Source organism: Streptomyces sp. NPDC001634 (assembly GCF_040298185.1).
Lineage (GTDB): Bacteria > Actinomycetota > Actinomycetes > Streptomycetales > Streptomycetaceae > Streptomyces.
This window is the reverse complement of the sequence record NZ_JBEOZU010000014.1, coordinates 1-18,347: the sequence shown is the minus strand read 5'-3', so window position 1 is coordinate 18,347 and position 18,347 is coordinate 1. Positions and strand designations below refer to the sequence as shown.

General features: G+C 69.8%; 13 protein-coding genes. 7 read left to right on the top strand and 6 right to left on the bottom strand.

The features are described from left to right. Positions 1-183: 183 nt before the first annotated feature. The 4 genes from ABT186_RS11585 to ABT186_RS11570 are packed head-to-tail and all read left to right on the top strand — an operon-like array spanning position 184 to position 5,600. Entirely contained in the window at positions 184-1,095 is a 912-nt protein-coding gene (locus ABT186_RS11585) for a carbohydrate ABC transporter permease (RefSeq protein ID WP_351234420.1), read from the top strand. After that, complete coding sequence (locus ABT186_RS11580; RefSeq protein WP_351924741.1) at positions 1,092-1,994, top strand: carbohydrate ABC transporter permease; 903 nt, start codon at positions 1,092-1,094, stop codon at positions 1,992-1,994. The genes ABT186_RS11585 and ABT186_RS11580 overlap by 4 nt, the downstream gene beginning before the upstream one ends. A gap of 2 nt (positions 1,995-1,996) precedes the next feature. After that, the gene (locus ABT186_RS11575) at positions 1,997-3,712 is read left to right on the top strand and encodes a hypothetical protein (protein WP_351924739.1); all 1,716 of its coding nucleotides are present in this window, start codon (positions 1,997-1,999) and stop codon (positions 3,710-3,712) included. A gap of 52 nt (positions 3,713-3,764) precedes the next feature. Then, positions 3,765-5,600: a hypothetical protein gene (locus tag ABT186_RS11570; RefSeq protein ID WP_351924737.1), complete on the top strand. Its 1,836-nt coding sequence runs from the start codon at positions 3,765-3,767 to the stop codon at positions 5,598-5,600. Here ABT186_RS11570 and ABT186_RS11565 read toward each other — a convergent pair whose 3' ends face one another. After that, on the bottom strand, positions 5,601-6,260 hold the full coding sequence (locus ABT186_RS11565) for a nucleoside/nucleotide kinase family protein (protein ID WP_351924735.1): 660 nt from the start codon (positions 6,258-6,260) through the stop codon (positions 5,601-5,603). 204 nt (positions 6,261-6,464) lie between these two features. Between ABT186_RS11565 and ABT186_RS11560 the strand changes: the two genes are divergently transcribed. Further along, positions 6,465-7,205 (top strand): HAD family hydrolase, encoded by a 741-nt coding sequence (locus ABT186_RS11560; protein WP_351924733.1) that lies wholly within the window; start codon positions 6,465-6,467, stop codon positions 7,203-7,205. Continuing rightward, on the top strand, positions 7,202-9,559 hold the full coding sequence (locus tag ABT186_RS11555) for a glycoside hydrolase family 65 protein (RefSeq protein WP_351924731.1): 2,358 nt from the start codon (positions 7,202-7,204) through the stop codon (positions 9,557-9,559). The genes ABT186_RS11560 and ABT186_RS11555 overlap by 4 nt, the downstream gene beginning before the upstream one ends. Positions 9,560-9,655: 96 nt before the next feature. On the opposite strand, the gene ABT186_RS11550 is transcribed toward ABT186_RS11555, so the two are convergent. From ABT186_RS11550 to ABT186_RS11530, 5 genes are all read right to left on the bottom strand, one after another. Next, positions 9,656-11,434 carry an RICIN domain-containing protein gene (locus ABT186_RS11550; protein ID WP_351234434.1) on the bottom strand — a complete coding sequence of 593 codons (1,779 nt, stop codon included), beginning with the start codon at positions 11,432-11,434 and terminating at the stop codon, positions 9,656-9,658. Between the two features lie 75 nt (positions 11,435-11,509). After that, complete coding sequence (locus tag ABT186_RS11545) at positions 11,510-12,343, bottom strand: carbohydrate ABC transporter permease (RefSeq protein ID WP_351234436.1); 834 nt, start codon at positions 12,341-12,343, stop codon at positions 11,510-11,512. Then, positions 12,340-13,323 carry a carbohydrate ABC transporter permease gene (locus ABT186_RS11540; RefSeq protein WP_351234438.1) on the bottom strand — a complete coding sequence of 328 codons (984 nt, stop codon included), beginning with the start codon at positions 13,321-13,323 and terminating at the stop codon, positions 12,340-12,342. The genes ABT186_RS11545 and ABT186_RS11540 overlap by 4 nt, the downstream gene beginning before the upstream one ends. Before the next feature lie 97 nt (positions 13,324-13,420). Further along, positions 13,421-14,674: a sugar ABC transporter substrate-binding protein gene (locus ABT186_RS11535; protein WP_351234440.1), complete on the bottom strand. Its 1,254-nt coding sequence runs from the start codon at positions 14,672-14,674 to the stop codon at positions 13,421-13,423. Between the two features lie 77 nt (positions 14,675-14,751). Further along, positions 14,752-16,734 carry a glycoside hydrolase family 127 protein gene (locus ABT186_RS11530; protein ID WP_351924729.1) on the bottom strand — a complete coding sequence of 661 codons (1,983 nt, stop codon included), beginning with the start codon at positions 16,732-16,734 and terminating at the stop codon, positions 14,752-14,754. Positions 16,735-17,068: 334 nt separating this feature from the next. On the opposite strand from ABT186_RS11530, the gene ABT186_RS11525 reads away from it, so the two are divergent. Continuing rightward, positions 17,069-18,088 (top strand): LacI family DNA-binding transcriptional regulator, encoded by a 1,020-nt coding sequence (locus ABT186_RS11525; protein ID WP_351234444.1) that lies wholly within the window; start codon positions 17,069-17,071, stop codon positions 18,086-18,088. Positions 18,089-18,347 lie beyond the last annotated feature (259 nt).

The following is an 18,347-nucleotide window of genomic DNA, read 5'->3' as shown; positions in this document are numbered from 1 at the left end:
TCGGCCTCCATCGCCCGGTACAACTTGGTGGCGGGAATCAACCACCTGGTGGGCGGGGTATCGTACGCCGTGGGGCCGGGCGGCGGGTTGTAGACCCCGCCGCCCGGCCTTGAGCGTCCACGTGATGTCGGGCTCACGGCGTGAGCCCACAGGAATCCATTCCACCAGCACGGAGTCGGGAAGATGACAAAACGCGCCTCGGACGTGTCCGTGAGCCCGCCCAGGAGACGCAGCAGCTACACCATCGCGCCGCTCGTCCTCATCGCGGCCAATGTCGTGCTCTTCGCACTGTTCTTCGTGTGGCCTGCGGTGATCGGGCTCGTCTACTCCTTCACGAACTACACGGGCGTCGGGGCGTTCCAGTTCGTCGGACTGGACAACTACCACAACCTGTTCGGGGACTCCACCTTCTACGACGCGCTGGCCCGGACGCTGCTGTACACCGTCCTCTTCGTTCCGCTGAACTTCGTGCTCTCGCTGCTCATCGCCAATGTGCTGGTGAGCAAGCACGCCAAGGGCACGTCGGTCGCGCGCGTCATCTTCTTCATCCCGTGGCTGCTGTCGCCCATCGTCGTGGGTGTCCTGTGGCGGTGGCTGTTCGGCGAGAACTTCGGACTGGTCAACTACGTCATCGAGAAGCTCGGCGGGCACGCCGTTCCGTGGCAGTCGAACGCGGACCTGTCGCTGCTGGTGGTGGTGATGGCGGCATCCTGGGCCTGGACGGGCTTCTCGATGCTGCTGTTCATCGCGGCGATCAAGAACGTACCGGTGTCGTACTACGAAGCGGCCGCGCTCGACGGCGCCGGTCCGTGGCGCCAGTTCATCAGCATCACGCTGCCGAGCATCGCGCCCACCTCGTTCATCGTCATCCTGCTCAACACGATCAACGCGATGAAGGAATACCCGGTGTTCGTCTCCCTCAACAACGGCGGACCCGGAACGTCGAACAACCTGCTTGTCCAGTACATCTATCAGACCGGCTTCAACCGGGGCCAGATCGGCTACGCGAGCGCCGCGTCATTCGTGCTCATGCTCATCCTGATGGCCGTCGCGATCATCCAGCTGATCGCCAACCGGCGGGTGGAGAACCGATGACAACCACAGACATGCCACGCCCGGTCGACGTCGATCCCGGACGGGCCGTCTCCAAAAAGCGGCCCCGCAGCGCGGGCGGCGGTGGGCTCCGGCGGGCGGTACCCGCGACGACACTGCTGTGGATCCTGGCGTGCCTGTACGGGTTGCCGGTGCTGTGGTTCATCCTCAGCTCCCTCAAACCGGCCGGGGATCTGTTCTCCTATCCGCTGACGTTGGTTCCGCACCACCCCACCCTGTCGGGTTACCTGCAGGCGTGGCGCAGTGCCAACTTCTCGCAGTACTTCATCAACACGACCCTCGTGTGCGTGATCACGACGGTCCTCACGGTGGGAGCCAGCTGCTGCACCGGGTACGCGCTGGCCAAGTACGACAACAAATGGCTCAAGGCGTTCTTCATCTGCATCCTGGCCACCACGATGCTGCCGGGCGAGGTCATGCTCGCCCCCGAGTTCCTGGTGGTCCGCGACCTCGGCCTCTACAACTCGTTCGCCGGCATCATCTTCCCGGCCGTGCTCACCGCGACCGGATGCTTCATGTTCCGCCAGTTCTTCCTGACGGTTCCCGACGAACTCGTGGAAGCCGCACGCATCGACGGCGCCCGCGAACTGTCGATCTTCCTGCGGATCATGGTGCCGCTCTCCCGGCCCATCATGCTGACCCTCGCCATCCTGTCCTTCCAGTGGCGGTGGAACGACTACATCTGGCCGCTGCTGATGCTCAACGACCCCAACAAGTTCACCGTGCAGATCGGCATCCAGAGCATCGTCGGCGCGCAGAACATCAACTGGTCGGTACTGCTCGGCGCATCGGTCATCTCCATGATCCCTCTGATAGTCATCTTCCTGGTCTTCCAGCGCTACGTCATGGGCGCCGACATCAATGCCGGACTGAAGGACTGACCGTGCCCACCCCGCTCGACCACGAGTTCGTCCGCGCGGTGGCCCGCGCCGCCGACGGGTCGGCCGCCCAGCTCGCGGCCGACCCGTTGGCGGAATTCATCGGGCCGCACCGCGCCCTGGCCCGGCGGGTGAAGACCCTGGTCGCGGCGTACCGCTCGCCGGAGTCGGCCCTGCACGGCAGTGAGCGGGCCGTCGCCGCCGCGCTGACCCACCTCCGTGCCCTGCGGTCCGTGCAGACGGTCTCCGGCCTCTTCGCGGGCGGCGACAACGTGCAGTCGCCGCCGGACTCCGCGTTCACCGTCAACGACGTGTGCGACGCGCACGTCCTCGCCGCGGGCGCGGGGCCGGAACTGGCTGACGTCACGGCGGCGCTCGCCGACATCGCGGGCGCCGCCACCGGCCCTCTCCTGACCGGCGGGGTGCACACCCCGAACCACCGCTGGGAGCTGTCCGCGGCGCTGGCCCGACTGCACCGCTCGTTCCCCGACGCCCGGCTGCTCGCCCGCGCCGAGGAGTGGCTCGCCGAGGGCGTCGACATCGACGCGGACGGCCTGTACTCGGAACGCAGTGCCGTCTACGCGTCTCTCGTGACCAACCCGTCGCTGCTGTTGCTGGCCGAGGTGCTCGGGCGTACCGACCTGCTGGACGCCGTCGAACGCAACCTCGCCACGACCCTGGACCTGATCAGGCCGGACGGCACGGTGGAGACCGTCCACTCGCGCCGCCAGGACCAGAAGCTTTCGTTTCCGCTGTGGCCCTACCTGCCGCACTACCGGCTGCTCGCGGTCCGCACCGGCCGGGGCGACTTCGCCCGCGCGGCCCGCCTGGCGGCCGCCGACGGCATCGACGACCCCGACCTGCTCGCCCAGACCCTCCTCACCCCGGATCTGTGCCGCGCCCTGCCGGCCCCGGACGCGGAGAAGCTCCCGCGCGACCGGTACCTCCCCACCGCACGCCTCGCCGCACGCGCCTCGGCCACCGCGCACACCGTGGTGTACGGCGGCTCCGACGTGCCCGAGCACCGACGCATCCGCTCGGGCCTCGCCTGCAACCCCACCTTCCTGCGCCTGTTCGCCGGTGCCGCCGTCCTCGACGCGGTCCGCCTCTCGCGAGGATTCTTCGACCTGGGCCCGTTCCGCGCCGCCGACGTGGAACAGCTCGCCGACAACCGGTACCGGCTCACCGGAACCCTCACAACCGCCTACTACCAGCCGCTCCCGAAGGACCGGAGGCGCGACGACGGCGCCTACCGTCTGGTGGACGAGGGCCGCTTCTCCGCGGCGATGGCCTTCCCCGACCGTCCTCAGGACGAGGTCTCCCACACGACCCGAGTCGAGGTCGGCCTGCGGGAGGACGGGGCCGACCTGCGGATCGACATGAGCGGCCCAGCGGTGCCCTGGTCCCTCGAACTGACCTTCCGGCCGGGCGGCGAGCCGCAGGGAGCCGTACTGCTCGGCGACGGACGCTGGTGTCTGACGACCGAGCCGTTGACCTACCGCGTCGGCGACGACGAGATCCGGGTCGAGGCCGCCGTCGAGACGGGCGAACCGCTCGCCGGACCGGACCGGAGCGACGTGCTGCGCTACGACCCCGGGCAGGACTACACCGTTGTCGGCGGCACCGACGCGACCACGGGGAACCGCGTCTACCTCGGTGGAAACGGCCCCCAGACCCTGACTGTCGCACTACGCGCCCGCCGCCCCGCATCCGCCTTCTGACCCCTGACGACCCACGCCATGGCCACCTCCGGCACGAAGGGCTGATCCACCCGTGCACCTCCTCCACCAGCGCGGCCCGCTGCACGACCTCCCGGACACCCCGGAGGCGTACGACGCCGTCCTCGCCGACGTCGTCGAGCAGGCCCTGGCCCGGCTCACGCCGGAGGGCAACCTCGAACACCCCGACTGCGTCGACGACATCGGCGACACCTCGCTCGGCATCACCTCCCTGCTGGTGCTCGCCCTGCAGCGCACCGAGGACCCACGGCTGCCGGAGGCGGTGCACCGCAGCCTCGCCTTCCACCTGCGCGAAAGGGTCTACGTCGAGGACAACCCCGGCTACCCGAACCTGAGGATCCGCAACTCGGGCTTCCCGTACGCCCGTTACGTCCTGCAGGCGGGCGCCCACCCCATCGGCGACTGGCCGAGCACGGTGTGGGCGCTGCTCCAGGCGGTCAACATTCTCGACGCCCCGGACGGCCTGATCGACATCGACCAGCGAGCCAAACTGCTCGAGGTGGCGCGGGGCTACTGGCGCTGGCTGACCGAGGCGACCTTCTTCAACCCGCAGGAGGCCGGCAACCAAGCCATCGGCTGCGTGGTCGGCGGTCTGATGCTGGCGCGTCATCTCCCGCCGCAGGAAGGGGAGTCGGTCCGCGCGCGGGCGCTGAGCCTGTACGCCGACGAGATCCGCGCCCGCCGGGTACGGGACCGGGGCGCGCTGCTGCCGCCCGAGCACGGAGGCGCCTACGACAACAACTACGGCCCGATCTCCCTCTCCTTCCTCGCCCAGGCCCACCGGGTCAGCGGCGAGGAGGTCTTCGCCGAGGACGGCGACGCGCTCGCCCGCTACATCGACGCGCGCCTGACGAACGGCGGCTTCGACAACGGCGGTCCGCGCTACAGCGAACAGCACTCCGGGTTCGAGGCGGTGCTCGGCCTGCGCTACTTCAGCCACCGCATCGGCTCCGACCTGGGCCGCTACCGGGGCGACACGCGCTGGGGACGGCACGCGGTCCAGCCGGACGGCGGCATCGACGGGCACTTCGCCTTCATGCTGGTCTGGCAGATCCAGGACCGCACGCGCTGGCACCGCACGCCGTCGACCGGGCCGGTCCGTCACCAACTCCGCGCGGGCACGGTCTCGGTGGCCTTCGACGACCGGATGACTCCGTCGCTGGTAGAGGCGGCAGGCACGTACTACCTGCCGGCCGCCGTCAACCGCCAGCACGGCTTCGGCCCGGTCGTCGACGGCTTCCTGCTGTGCCGGCCGATGGGCGAGGTCCGGGTGCGCGACGTACGTACCGATGGGCTGGCGGCGAAGCTGGTCACCAAACCGGTCGTCGGACGCGACCACGTCCTGCGTCATGTGCAGTCCCTGTATGTCACCGACGGCACAATCCTGTGGGTCATGGTCGCCGTGGAACGGCTTGACGGGACGCCGTACCTGCTGGCCGGGCTGCCGTACGCCACGGATGACGGCGAACGCGTGCGCAGGACAGCGGAGGGCGAGGTGACGTCGGCGGGCGGGCTGCGCCTGACGCACCCGGAGGCCGAGGGCGTGGACTTCTTCGACGCCCGCTCGGAACTGACCCAGCAGCAGGCGGCCTTCGCGCTCGCCGCCGACCCGCGCGGCTACGGCAACCCGGACGAGGGCTGGCGCCACCTGGTCAGGTCCACGGCGCTGGAGGCCGATCCGGCCCCGGGCGCGCCGGAGGGCCTGACCGTCTTCGCCCTGCGGTACGGCCCCGGCGGGCCCTACGCGCCGGTCGTCGAGCGCACCCCGGAGGGGCTGGCCGTGCGGACGGAGGCCTTCACGGCCACGATCGGCGACCCGGCGGGCGACGGGAGCGGCGAGCCGGTGCTCACGCTGCTCAACCCCGTGTGATCAGGCCGTTGACGGTTCGTACGGCGTGGGCAGTGCCGACCCTGGCACGACCAGGTCCGCCCGGTCCCGGGTCGTCGCCACCATGTCGGCGTTGTACTGGTCGGTGCCCAGCACCCACGCCACCGCCGTGTCGTGGTCCTTGCCGAACTCCTCGTGGCGGGCCACCAGCCGCCGGATCCGTTCCTGCTCGTCGATCTCGCAGAACCAGACCTCGTCCAGGTGCCGGCGGACCCGTGCCCATGCGCCGGTCTCCAGGAGCAGATAGTTGCCCTCCGTGACCACGAGCCCGGTACTCGGCGGCACCGGGATCGCCCCAGCGATCGGCTGCTCCAGCACCCGCTCGAAGCCCGGCGCGTACACGGTCTCCTCACTCTCCTCGTGCAGGCGCCGCAGCAGCGCCGCGTACCCGGCCGCGTCGAACGTGTCGGGTGCGCCCTTGCGGTCACGGCGGCCCAGACGGTCGAGTTCGACGTCGGCCAGATGGAAGCCGTCCATGGGGACGTGGGTCACCCACGGCGGGCCGTCGCCGTTCAGCTCGCGGACCACGTGCTCGGCGAGCGTCGTCTTGCCCGCCCCCGGGCTGCCGCTGATGCCGAGGACCGCACGGCGTCCGGGACGCGCCAGAGAGGCGGCCCGCTTCAGTAGGTCGTCAAAGGTCATGGGTGCACGTCGCTCGCTGCCGGGTGGGAGATGAACCCGCTCGCACAACGGGCCCAGGTCATCGCCATTTGACCAGAGGTCGCGCAGGATCGCGAGCCCCCGGAGTCCGGGCAGCACGTCGTGACCGCCGGAGCACGGTGATCAAACGGCGGAATGTGGCACTCGCCACCCTCTGCTCGCCGTTGTTCGGGGAAGGTGGCTCCTATGACGAAGCTCGGTCTACCGGACGGCATCCAGGCCTGCCTCTTCGACCTCGACGGGGTCATCACCAAGACCGCCGTAGTCCACGCGGCCGCGTGGAAGCAGACGTTCGACGACTTCCTGCGCCGGCGCGACGGGGACGCCTACCGCCCCTTCGACGACGTCACCGACTACGACGAGTACGTCGACGGCCGCCCCCGCGCCGACGGCGTGCGCACCTTCCTCGCCTCCCGCGGCATCCATCTGCCCGAGGGCGATCCCGAGGACCCGCCCGGCCGGGAGACCGTCCACGGCCTCGGCAACCGCAAGAACGAGCTGCTCCTGGAGGTGATCCGCACGCGCGGTGTCGAGGCGTACGACGGCACGATCCGGTACGTCGAGGCCGTGCGCGCCGCGGGCCTCGGCACTGCCGTCGTCTCCTCCAGCGCCAACTGCCGTGACGTCCTGCGGTCGATCGGCGCAGAGCACCTCTTCGACGTACGCATCGACGGAATCATCGCCGCCGAGCGGAACCTGCCGGGCAAACCGCACCCGGAGACCTTCCTCGCCGCCGCCCACGACCTCGGCGTCGAGCCGAAGGCAGCCGCCGTGTTCGAGGACGCGCTCGCGGGGATGGACGCGGGACGCTCCGGCCACTTCGGATATGTCGTCGGCGTGGACCGCGTCGGCCAGGCGGACGCGTTGCGCGCCCACGGCGCCGACGTCGTCGTGGAGGACCTCGGGGAACTGGGGGAGCGGCCGTGATCACGCACTCGTCCTACGCCGTCGAGCCCTGGGCGCTGCGCGAGCGCGGACTCCATCTGGACGTGCTGCCGCAGAGCGAGTCCGTCTTCGCGCTCTCCAACGGGCACATCGGCTGGCGCGGCAACCTCGACGAAGGGGAGCCGCACGGGCTGCCCGGCTCCTATCTCAACGGTGTCCACGAACTGCATCCGCTGCCCTACGCGGAGGCGGGATACGGTTATCCGGAGTCCGGGCAGACCGTCATCAACGTCACCAACGGCAAGATCATCCGACTGCTCGTGGACGACGAACCCTTCGACCTGCGCTATGGACGGCTGCGCTTCCACGAGCGCGTCCTCGACCTGCGCACCGGACTGCTCACCCGGACCTGCGAGTGGACCTCACCGGCCGGTACGACGGTCCGCGTGCGCTCCACCCGGCTGGTCTCCTTCACTCAGCGCGCGATCGCCGCCGTCGCCTACGAGGTCGAGGCCGTCGACGGACCCGCCCGGGTGGTCGTCCAGTCGGAGCTGGTCGCGGGTGAGCAACTCCCCGACCGCGACGGCGATCCGCGTGCCGCAGTCGTCCTTCAGTCGCCGCTGGAGGCGGAGGAGCACTTCGCGAAGGGCAACCGGCTGCGGCTGGTGCACCGCACCCGCAGGAGCGGCCTCAGGGTCGGTGCCGCCGCCGACCACGTCGTCGGCGGCCCCGAGCCGACCACGACCGAGAGCGAGGCGACCGACGACCTCGCCCGCCTCACCGTCGCCTCCGCGTTGCGTGCGGGCGAGCGGCTGCGGGTGGAGAAGTTCGTCTCCTACGGCTGGTCCGGCACCCGCTCGCTGCCCGCGATCAGCGATCAGGTGGACGCCGCTCTGGCCGCCGCGACAAGCGTCGGCTGGCCGGGGCTGGTCGCCGAACAGCGGGCCTATCTGGACGAGTTCTGGGCGCGTGCGGACGTCGAGGTGGACGGCGACGAGCAGATCCAGCAGGCCGTCCGTTTCGCGCTCTTCCACGTACTGCAGGCCGGGGCGCGCGCCGAACAACGGGCGATCCCCGCCAAGGGGCTGACCGGCTCAGGCTACGACGGCCACGCCTTCTGGGACACCGAGACATTCGTGCTGCCCCTGCTCACCTACACCTCGCCCGGCGCGGTCGCCGAGGCGCTGCGGTGGCGACAGAACACACTGCCCGCGGCCCGCGAGCGCGCCGTCCAACTCGGGCTGTGCGGCGCGGCGTTCCCTTGGCGGACCATCGAGGGCTCCGAGGGCTCGGCGTACTGGCCGGCCGGCACCGCCGCGTTCCATGTGAACGCCGACATCGCCGACGCCGTCGTCCGCTACACGGCCGCCACCGGTGACGAGCGCTTCGAACGCGACACCGGGGTCGAACTGCTGGTGGAGACGGCCCGTTTGTGGCGGTCGCTCGGCCACCACGACCACCACGGGACGTTCCACATCGACGGGGTGACGGGCCCGGACGAGTACAGCGCGGTCGCCGACGACAACACGTACACCAACCTGATGGCCCGGGCGAACCTGCTCGCGGCCGCGGACGTCGTCGAACGCCATCCGCGCCGGGCCGCGGAACTGGACGTCGACGACGAGGAGAGCGCGGCCTGGCGGGATGCCGCCGAGGCGATGCACGTCCCGTACAACCGCGATCTCGCCGTGCACGAACAGCACGCCGGATTCACCCGCTACCAGCGCTGGGACTTCGCCGCGACCCGCCCCGACCAGTACCCGCTCCTGCTGCACTTCCCCTACTTCGACCTGTACCGCAAGCAGGTGATCAAGCAGGCTGACCTGGTGCTGGCGATGTACACGTGCAGCCCGTTCTTCGACGCGGAGCACAAGGCGCGCAACTTCGCCTACTACGAACCCCTCACCGTACGCGACTCGTCCTTGTCGGCCTGCTGCCAGGCAGTCATCGCGGCCGAGACGGGCCATCTCCGGCTCGCCTACGACTATCTGCACGAGGCCGCGCTGATGGATCTGGAGGACCTGGAGCACAACGCCCGGGACGGCTTGCACATCGCTTCCCTCGCCGGAACGTGGATGGCGCTCGTCGCGGGCTTCGGAGGTATGCGCCACCATGGCGCCCGGATCGAGTTCGCGCCGCGTCTGCCGGAGCAACTCGGCCGCATCGCCTTCACCCTGGAACTGCTGGGACGCCGACTGAGGGTGGAGATCGGCCGTACGACGGCGACGTACACGCTGCTGACCGGGGAGCCGTTCACGATCCATCACCACGGGGAACCGGTGGTGCTCGACGCGGACAAGCCCCACACCCGTGACGTCCCGCGCCTCAGGCCCGGCTCGGCGCCGGACCAGCCGCTGCACCGGCGGCCGAACCGCCAGGAGCCCAAGGGGAGTTGATCCTTCGGTCAGGACGTCCCAGACAGACCCGAGGCAGAACTGGCTCCCGCACGGGCTGGGAGAGGCCCGTGCGGGAGCGTTCGACGTGGTGCGGCCTCAGCGGGAGGTCAGCTTCCACAGGTGGTCGGCGGTGCCGTTGTCGTCCCACTGGAGGACCTGTGCACCGGAGGACGTGCTCATGTTCGTCACTCCGAGCAGGAGCCCGCTGTTGTAGTTGGCGATCTTGTAGTAGCCGCCGGCGGCCGGGATCAGCTGCCAGAGGTGGTCGGCGGTGCCGTTGTCACCCCAGATCAGGGCGGTGCCGCCGTCGGAGGTGCTCATGTTGTTGATGCCGAGCAGCAGCCCGCTCTTCTGATTGACGATCTTGTACAGGCCCGAGCCCGCCGCCACCAGGGTCCAGTTCTGGTCGGTGCCGGTGGTGGAGGTGGCCTGGACGACGGCGGTGCCCTGCGCGGTGCCCGCGTTCTGGGTGTCCAGGGCGAGACCGCTGTTCTTGTTGGTGATCTGGTAGCGCCCGGCCAGCGACGTGGACGTGCCGCTCGGGGTGATGACCAGGTGGTAGCCGTCGGAGGCGTTCATCGTCACGGGCACGGTGATCGAGCCGTTCGTCACCGTGCAGTCCGCGTCGGAGATGGTGATCGGCCCGGAGGAGGCGGTGGTGCGGCCCGTGTTGGGGGTGTACTCCAACTTGACGTGCACGGTGCCGCCGAACGCCGACAGGGAGGACAGCCCGTTGACGGTCACCGCGCAGGAGCCGGCGCAGCCGCCCGCGATGACGCTGATCTGGTTGCCCGAGCCGTTGAGGGAGGCAATGCCGTCGATGCCGGTCTGGGCAGGGGGAGTGGTGGTGAGCATGTTCCCGGACATGTCGCCGTACCACTTGTACATCCAGTACGAGCCGTTGGGCGATCCGCCGGTGTCGGTCAGGGTGTCCCCGAGGGTGCCGTAGTGGTTCCAGAAGGCGAGTTCGGCGTCGTGCACACCGGCCCGCTCGAACTTGGCCACGTAACCGATGAGGGCGCCCGGGATGCCCATCTCGCTGGGCTTGGCGTACTCCTCGATGGCGATCGGGCGCGGGCTGATGCCGAGACTCGATTCCAGGGAGCGGTAGGCGGCGACGTGCGCTGCGATGTCCTGGGAGCCCTGCAGTTCGTGCCAGGCGATGATGTCGGGGACGGTGCCACTGGCCTTGGCGTCGGTGAGGAACTGGCTCATCCAGCTCTGGTTCCACACCGAGTAGCTCGGGCCCTGGATGGGCGTGCCGGTGTCCTTGCCACGGACCTCCTTGTACGTCCTTGCCCAGCCGCCGTCGAAGGCGCCGGCGTTGGTGGTGTCCCAGGTCCAGTCCGGCTCGTTCCACAACTCGTAGGCGGCGATGTTGGTGGCGCCGGAGGACTTCACGGAGGCGACCTGCTTGTCGACGGCGGACAGCCAGTCGCTCCAGCTCACCCACTTGTAGGGGAAGTCCGGGTACCAGTCCGGCATGCGTACGACGACCTTGGAACCGGCCCTGGCGGCCTTGGACGCCACGACCAGAGCGTCGCCGGCGGGCTTGAGCTCCCCGTTGGGCAACTGGGACCCGCCCGGCGCCATCTGCACGAAGGTGTTCGGCTTCAGCGGGGTGACCAGGCTGTCGGCGGGAGTGCTCGCGTCGGCGAGGCCGTAGAGGCTGCCCGTCGCGACGTGAGTGACCGGTCGCAGGGTCTGGGCGGCGTTGACGACCAGGGTCGTGGCCGAGGTCGGGGAGGCGTGCGCGGGGGCCGCGGTGCAGAGAGCGGCGGCGACGGCGAGGGCCGCCGTCCCGGCAAGGGCGGTGTGACGGCCGAACGCCCCTGGACGTGGGCGTCTTTGGGCAGGGTTGATCAGGCGGCTCATAGGAGAGGGTCTCCTGACTGAAAGGGATGGGGGGATCGCGCAGGCAGCTGTCGGTGCCGCTTGCCGTCCGGACGGTCAGTCCTTGACGGCGCCCGCGGTGACACCCGCGGCCACATAGCGCTGTGCGAGGACGAGCAGTACTGCCGCGGGCACGGACGCGACGACGGCGGTGGCCATGATCGCGTTCCATTCCTGGTTGTTGTTGCCGATGTAGTGGTAGATGCCGAGGGTGATCGGGCGTAGATCGCCGCCGCCGTCGAGGGTGTTGGCGAAGACGAAGTCGGACCAGGCCCACAGGAAGCTGAAGAGCGAGACGGTGACCACGGCGTTGCGGCTCACCGGCAGTACGACGGACCGGAAGGTGCGCCAGGTGCCGGCGCCGTCGATGCGGGCCGCGGCGATGAGCTCACCGGGGATGCCCGACATGAACGCCGTGAAGATCATGACGCCGAAGGGCACGGCGATGGTGGAGTCGGCGATGATCAGCCCCCACCAGGAGTTGAGCAGACCCAGGTCGAGGAAGATCCCGTAGAAGCCCATCGCCATGACGATGCCGGGGATCATCTGGGCGACCAGCAGGGCGAGGCCGAGGAACCCGCCGCCGCGGGGCCGCAGCCTGGCCAGCGCGAAGCCGGCCGGGGCGGCGAGGACGAGGGTGAGCACGACCGTGCCCAGACCGATGAGCAGGCTGGTGCCCAGGTACGGCATCTGGTCGTTCAGAACGGCACGGTAGCCCTCGAAGGTGGGGTGCAGCGGAAACAGGTCGGGCGGGCTCTTGCGCATGTCCTGCTGCGGGGTGAGGGACACGTTGAGCATCCAGTACACCGGGAACAGCATGAGGGCGGTGAGCAGGACCCCGATGACGGTGTGGACGCGCGAGCGCCGGGCGGAGCTGCGGATGGGGGTCATGCTTCCTGCCTCCTCTGGACGCGGATGTACAGCAGCCCGAAGACGAGGGCGATGAGGATGAGGATGTTGCCGACCGCGGCCCCGGGGCCGAACTTCGGCAGCAGCGTGCCGAACCCGAGCTGGTAGGACCAGGTCGCCAGCGTCGACGAGGCGTCGCCGGGACCGCCCTTGGTCATGATCCAGATCAGGTCGAACACCTTCAGTGTGTAGACCAGACCGAGCAGCAGGGTGATCGCCGAGACCGGGCGCAGCAGCGGGAAGGTGATGCGCCGGAACTGCTGCCAGGTCCCCGCCCCGTCCAGGGACGCCGCCTCGTACAGCTCCGTCGGGATGTTCTGCAGACCGCTGTAGAGAATGACCAGGTTGAACGGGATACCGATCCAGATGTTGGCGATGATGACCGAAGTCAGCGCCCAGTCAGGTGAATTGAGCCAGTCCACCGGGGCCACGCCCGCCAGGTGCAGGGCGTAGTTGATGACGCCGGACTCGCTGTTGAACATCCACGACCAGGTCGACGCCGACACGATGAGCGGAAGCAGCCACGGGATCAGGAACAGCGCCCTGAGGGTCCCGGCCAGCCGGAAGTGCCGGTTGAAGAAGACCGCGAGGGCGAGCCCGGCCACGTACTGGAACACGATCGACACAAAGGTGAAGATCATGGTGTGGCGCATCGCCGGGCCGAACGTGGGATCGTCGAGGACGGTTTTGAAGTTGTCGAGGCCGGAGAACGGCGCGTCGCCCGCCACGAACGACCGGACGGTGTAGTTGCGCAGGCTCAGGTCGAGGTTGCGGTAGAGGGGATAGACGTAGAAGGCGGCGAGGTAGACGACCAGCGGAGCGAGGAAGGCCAGCGCGGTCAGGCGGCTCCTGCGGCGCTGACGGCGCCGCAGTGCCGAAGCGTCCGTCCGTTGTCCGGTGCCGGTCGCCCCGGACCTGGCCGGGGACCGCTGGGAGCGGCGGTCGACGCGGGCGATGGTCATGCGTACTCCTGGATGCGGGTGGCGTGTCCGGGGCGGTGGCGGTGTCCGGGCGGGCGCGGATGCGGTGCGTTTTCGGAGAAGGGGCAGGGACCGAGTGTCAGCTCTTGTCCTTGCCCGCGGCCGTCTGAGCGGCGTCGAGGGCTGCCTGCGGGCTCTTGCCGCCCGACAGGGCGCCCTGCACGGCGGTCCACAACGGCTGGGAGATGGTCGGGTACTTGGTGCCCAGACCGCCGCTGGTACGGCCACGCGCAGCGGCCACCGCGCCGACCCACGGCTCCAGCTTGGGGTTGTCCTTCACCTGCTGGGCCTGCACTTCAGCGGTGGGCGCCACGTACATCAGGGTGTTGTCCGTGGACAACAGGTTCGCGGAGCTGGTCAGACAGGTGACGATCTTCTTGCTGACGTCGTAGCGGGAGGAGTCCTTCTGCACAGGAACGGTGACGAACTCGCCGCCCGTCGGGACCGGTGCCGAACCGCCGCTCTGCCCGGGGATGTTGATGATGCCGTACCCGAACCCGGCCTTGTCCGCGTTGCCGAGCTGCCAGGTGCCGTTCTCGCTGAACGCGTAGTCACCGGTGGCGAACTCCTGCCAGCTGGTGGTCTGGGTGTTCTGCAGGACGTCCTTGGGCGCGTAGCCCTCGTCGACCCACTGCTTCCACAGGGACAGGGCGGCCACGCCCTTCGTCGAGTTGAGCTTGGTGAGGTCCGCGCCGGCGCCCCAGAACCACGGCAGGAACTGGAAGCTGCCCTCCTCCGTGTTGATCGCGGAGAACGTGATGCCCTTCTTGCCCGCTGCCTTGACCTTCTTGAGAGCCTCGGTCAGGGAGGCCCAGTCCTTGATGGAGGAAGGGTCGACGTGGGCTGCGGACAGGACCTTCTTGTTGTAGTAGAGCGCAAGCGTGTTGGCGCCGATCGGCACACCGTAGGAGGCGCCGTCGAGGGTGCCCGCGCCGATGATGTTCTTCTGGATCGACGACGTGTCCAGACCGAGGTCGCTGGTCTTGTTGAGGATCCCCGCCTCCACCAGGGTGGAGACGACCGGGTTGTCCACGAGCATCACATCGGGGGCATTGCCCTGCTGGGCGGCCAGCAGGGCCTTGTTGCCCAGGTCCGTGGTGTCGTACCCGGTGCGCTTGACCTTGACGCCGGCGTCGGTGCCGCACTTGGTGACGAGCTTGCCCCACGCCGAGGAGGCGTCGAACTGCGGGTACGGGTCCCAGAAGGTGTACGTCGCCCCGGACTTGCCGGACGAGGAGGAAGAGGAGCCGGAACCGCCGCCGCAGGCGGTGGCGGAGGCCAGGGTGCCGATGACGGCGAGGGCGGCGACCAGGGTACGGCGGGTGTGTCTCACGGGTGACCTCGTTGTCTTTGGGCTGGGCGGAGGAGTGAGCGGGGGGAGGCAGGTGAGGGAGGTGAACGAGGGGGGAATCAGGAGGTGGGCAGCCAGACGCGCATGCTGCCGTCCTGGCGGTTGGCCCACGCGTAGTAGGGGATCGCGGTGAGTTCGAGGGATTCGTCGGCCGCGGGCGCGTCGGTGGACTCCGCGGTCCGGTACGGCCACCAGCCGGCGTCGGGGATGTGGCGCCGGTTTCCGGCGGCCACGACGGTGGTGACGCCGCCGAGCAGGTCCGGGCGGTGCTTCACGGCGAGCGGGCGGGTGGTGTCGATGACGATGTCGTCCAGACCGCCGCCCGGGTGGTCGACCTGCTCCAGGCAGTACACGAGCGGTCCGCGTTCGATCGCCACACAGCCGCGTACGGCGTCGACGCGCGGGTCGGCCGAGGTGAGGCGGGGGTCGAGGACGAGTTCGAGGACGACCTGGTCGCCGGGTGCCCAGGCGCGCTCCAGTCGCAGCCAGCCGTCGCTGAGGGGCGCGTCGGTCTGGTCGTACGACGTGTCCCCGCACCGGACCCGGAACTCGCGGCACCACTGCGGGATGCGCAGGGACAGCGTCCAGGGCCACTCGGTGGGGGTCTCCTCGACGGTCAGGCCGATCGTGCCGTGCCAGGGGTAGTCGGTCTCGGCGCTCACGGAGACCGGGGCCCCGTCGACGTCGCCCGAGTAGTGCCCGTCGACGTACTGGTGGATCTGCAGGCCGCCGTCGTCGGTCGAGGCGAGGTAGTGCTCCAGCGATGCCAGCAGCCGCATCACATTGGGCGGGCAGCAGGCGCAGCGGAACCAGCGGGTGCGGCGGGCCGACTGGTCGCCGCCGAGGTCGGTGTGCCCGTCGCGTACCTGGAGCGGGTTGACGTACAGCCAGCGCTCGCCGTCCAGGGAGACGCCCGCGAGGAAGCCGTTGTACAGGGTGCGCTCGATCAGATCGGCATAGCGGGCCTCGCCGGTGAGCAGGGCCATGCGCCAGCTCCACTGGATCGAGGCGATGGCGGCGCAGGTCTCGCAGTAGGCGCGCTCGTTGGGCAGCTCGTACGGGTCGCCGAAGTCCTCCTCGTCGTGGTGGGCGCCGAGCCCGCCGGTCACATGGGTCTTGGTGGCGGTCATCGCCCCCCACAACCGCTCGCCGGCGGCGCGCAGTTCGGCCTCCCCTGTCTCGGTCGCCAGATCGGCCGCGGCGGCCAGCAGGTAGAGCTGCCGTACCGCGTGCCCCTCGACATTGGTCGCCTCGCGCAGCGGCACCCGGTCCTGGCAGTACGCCTCGCCGCCGAGCAGGCCGTGGCCGTGCCGGTCGACGAAGTAGCCGGCCAGATCCAGGTAGCGGTGCTCGCCCGTCTCCCGGTACAGCTCGACCAGCGCCGTCTCGACCTCGGGATGGCCGTCGATGCCGTCGATGGGCTTTCCGCTTCCGGGCGGGCCGAAGACGGAGTCGATGTGGTCCGCGAAACGACATGCGACATCGAGCAGTTCGGTGCGGCCGGTGGCCCGGTGGTGGGCGACCCCCGCCTGGATCAGATGCCCCGCGCAGTACAACTCGTGGCCCCAGCGCAGGTCCTGGTAGCGCTCGCCCCCCTTGCGGATCTGGAACCAGGTGTTGAGGTAGCCGTCGGGCTGCTGGGCGGCGGCGACCAGCGCGATGATGCGGTCCGCCTCGGCCTCGAGCCCTTCGTCGCCGTCCGAGTGCTGCGCGATCTGCCAGGAGGCGGCCTCCAGCCACTTGAAGACGTCCGTGTCCACGAACGGGTACGAGCCCTGGTACTCGCCCTCGGCGGTACCCGCGGCCAGCCGCAGGTTGTGCAGGTTTCCCGCCGACTCCAGCAGACCCGGGCCCTGCGGCAGGGAGACGAGCGCGTTGACCTCGCGGCGGGTGTGCCAGAAGCCCGGGTGAAGGGCGGCGACACCGGGTCGCAGTGCGGTGCGGGCGCCCGGGCCGAGGCGGACCGGACCGATGGGGGTGCCTCCCTGATCGACCGAAGCCGCGAACTGGGGGGAGGGCAGGGCTGAGCGTGTGCGGGGCATGGCTCTCCGGGAGGTGGGGTGGGCGGAACCGAGCGGTGACTGCGGTACGACGTGGTGACTGCGGTACGAAGCGGTGGAGCGGTACCCGGGCAGTGGGTGGCGGCACGGACGACCCGGTCGTGGCGGTCGCTCGTGCCGTTCAGGCGACACGGCGGTCCGGAGTTCGTTTGAGCAACCGTTTTCCTGCCCCGAAAGTAGAGGGGAACGGCGGAGTGAGGTCAAGGGGTGTGACGCCACATTTTCCGTGTGCTCAAGGGCTGGAAGTGAACTACGGTGGCTGCCACGATGAAGTTGCCGCCGTCGGCGAGGACAATGTCGAGGAAAAGGATTGCTCGTGACCGTTGCTCCAGGTTCTCCCTCCGCAGGCCGGGCCAAGCTCGCGGACGTTGCCGCCCTGGCGGGCGTCAGCGTGGGCACGGCCTCGAAGGCGCTCAACGGCAGTGGCCGGATGCGCCCCGAGACCCGGCAGCGGGTGCTGGATGCCGTGGAGGCGCTCGGGTTCCGGCCCAACCAGCATGCCCAGAGCCTGCACAGCGGGCGCAGCTGGACGGTCGGGCTCATGACGACGGACGGCATCGGCCGGTTCAGTACCCCGGTCCTGCTCGGCGTGGAGGACGCGCTGGGCACCGGGAAGATCTCCGTGCTGCTCTGCGACACCCGGGGCGACGCCATCCGGGAGCAGCACCATCTGCGTACGCTGATGGACCGCAGGGTGGACGGCATCATCGTCACCGGCCGCCGGACCGACCCGCGCCCTCCGCTGACCGGCGTCGAGTCGATCCCCACCGTCTACGCGCTGTCACCGTCGACTGATCCCGCCGACACCTCGGTGGTCACCGACGACCGGGGCGGGGCGCAACTCGCCGTCGACCATCTGCTGACCACAGGCCGCACCCGGATCGCACACGTCACCGGGCCGGAACACCATGCGGCCGCCCGCGACCGCGCCCGTCACGCGGTCGAGCACCTGGAGCGTGCCTCACTGGGCCTCGCGACCGGCCTGGTCCACTTCGGCGAATGGAGCGAGGCCTGGGGCCGCCGCGCCGCCGACGCGGTGCTGCGCATGGCGCCGGACACGGACGCGTTCTTCTGCGGAAACGACCAGATCGCCCGGGGCGTCACGGACGCGCTGCGCGAACGCGGCGTGAACGTCCCCGTCGACGTCGCCGTCGTCGGCTACGACAACTGGGACACCATGGCGCTGGCCTCCCGGCCGCCGCTCACCACCATCGACATGAACCTGGCCGAGATCGGCAGGATCGCCGCCCTGCGGCTGCTGGAGGCGATCGACGCCGAACCGGCACCGGGCGTGCACAGCGTGGCGTGCCGGCTGGTGGTCCGGGAGTCCAGCTGAGAGCGCCGGGGGCCTCGCTCGACGCGGTCGCCGAGCGGGCGGGCCTGACCCGGCAGGGCATACTGCAGTCCCGAACTGGCCCAGCTGTACAGTGTATTGATGGCCCAGGGCGTCACGGGCACCGGTCCGGCACGGTCAGCTGCCGTACCGTCCGTTCTGCCGGGGTCCACCTTGCTTTCGGGCAGGGTGCCCGGTCCTTCAGGGCCGGGGTGAATGCCCGCTCCCGCGTAGCGGGGCAGGGGAAGGCGAATCGCCGTCA

Coding starts and splice junctions, on each gene's coding strand:
- ABT186_RS11585 (WP_351234420.1), top strand. CDS start 184: ATGACAAAACGCGCCTCGGACGTGTCCGTGAGCCCGCCCAGGAGACGC.
- ABT186_RS11580 (WP_351924741.1), top strand. CDS start 1,092: ATGACAACCACAGACATGCCACGCCCGGTCGACGTCGATCCCGGACGG.
- ABT186_RS11565 (WP_351924735.1), bottom strand. CDS start 6,260: ATGACCTTTGACGACCTACTGAAGCGGGCCGCCTCTCTGGCGCGTCCC.
- ABT186_RS11560 (WP_351924733.1), top strand. CDS start 6,465: ATGACGAAGCTCGGTCTACCGGACGGCATCCAGGCCTGCCTCTTCGAC.
- ABT186_RS11550 (WP_351234434.1), bottom strand. CDS start 11,434: ATGAGCCGCCTGATCAACCCTGCCCAAAGACGCCCACGTCCAGGGGCG.
- ABT186_RS11545 (WP_351234436.1), bottom strand. CDS start 12,343: ATGACCCCCATCCGCAGCTCCGCCCGGCGCTCGCGCGTCCACACCGTC.
- ABT186_RS11540 (WP_351234438.1), bottom strand. CDS start 13,323: ATGACCATCGCCCGCGTCGACCGCCGCTCCCAGCGGTCCCCGGCCAGG.
- ABT186_RS11530 (WP_351924729.1), bottom strand. CDS start 16,734: ATGCCCCGCACACGCTCAGCCCTGCCCTCCCCCCAGTTCGCGGCTTCG.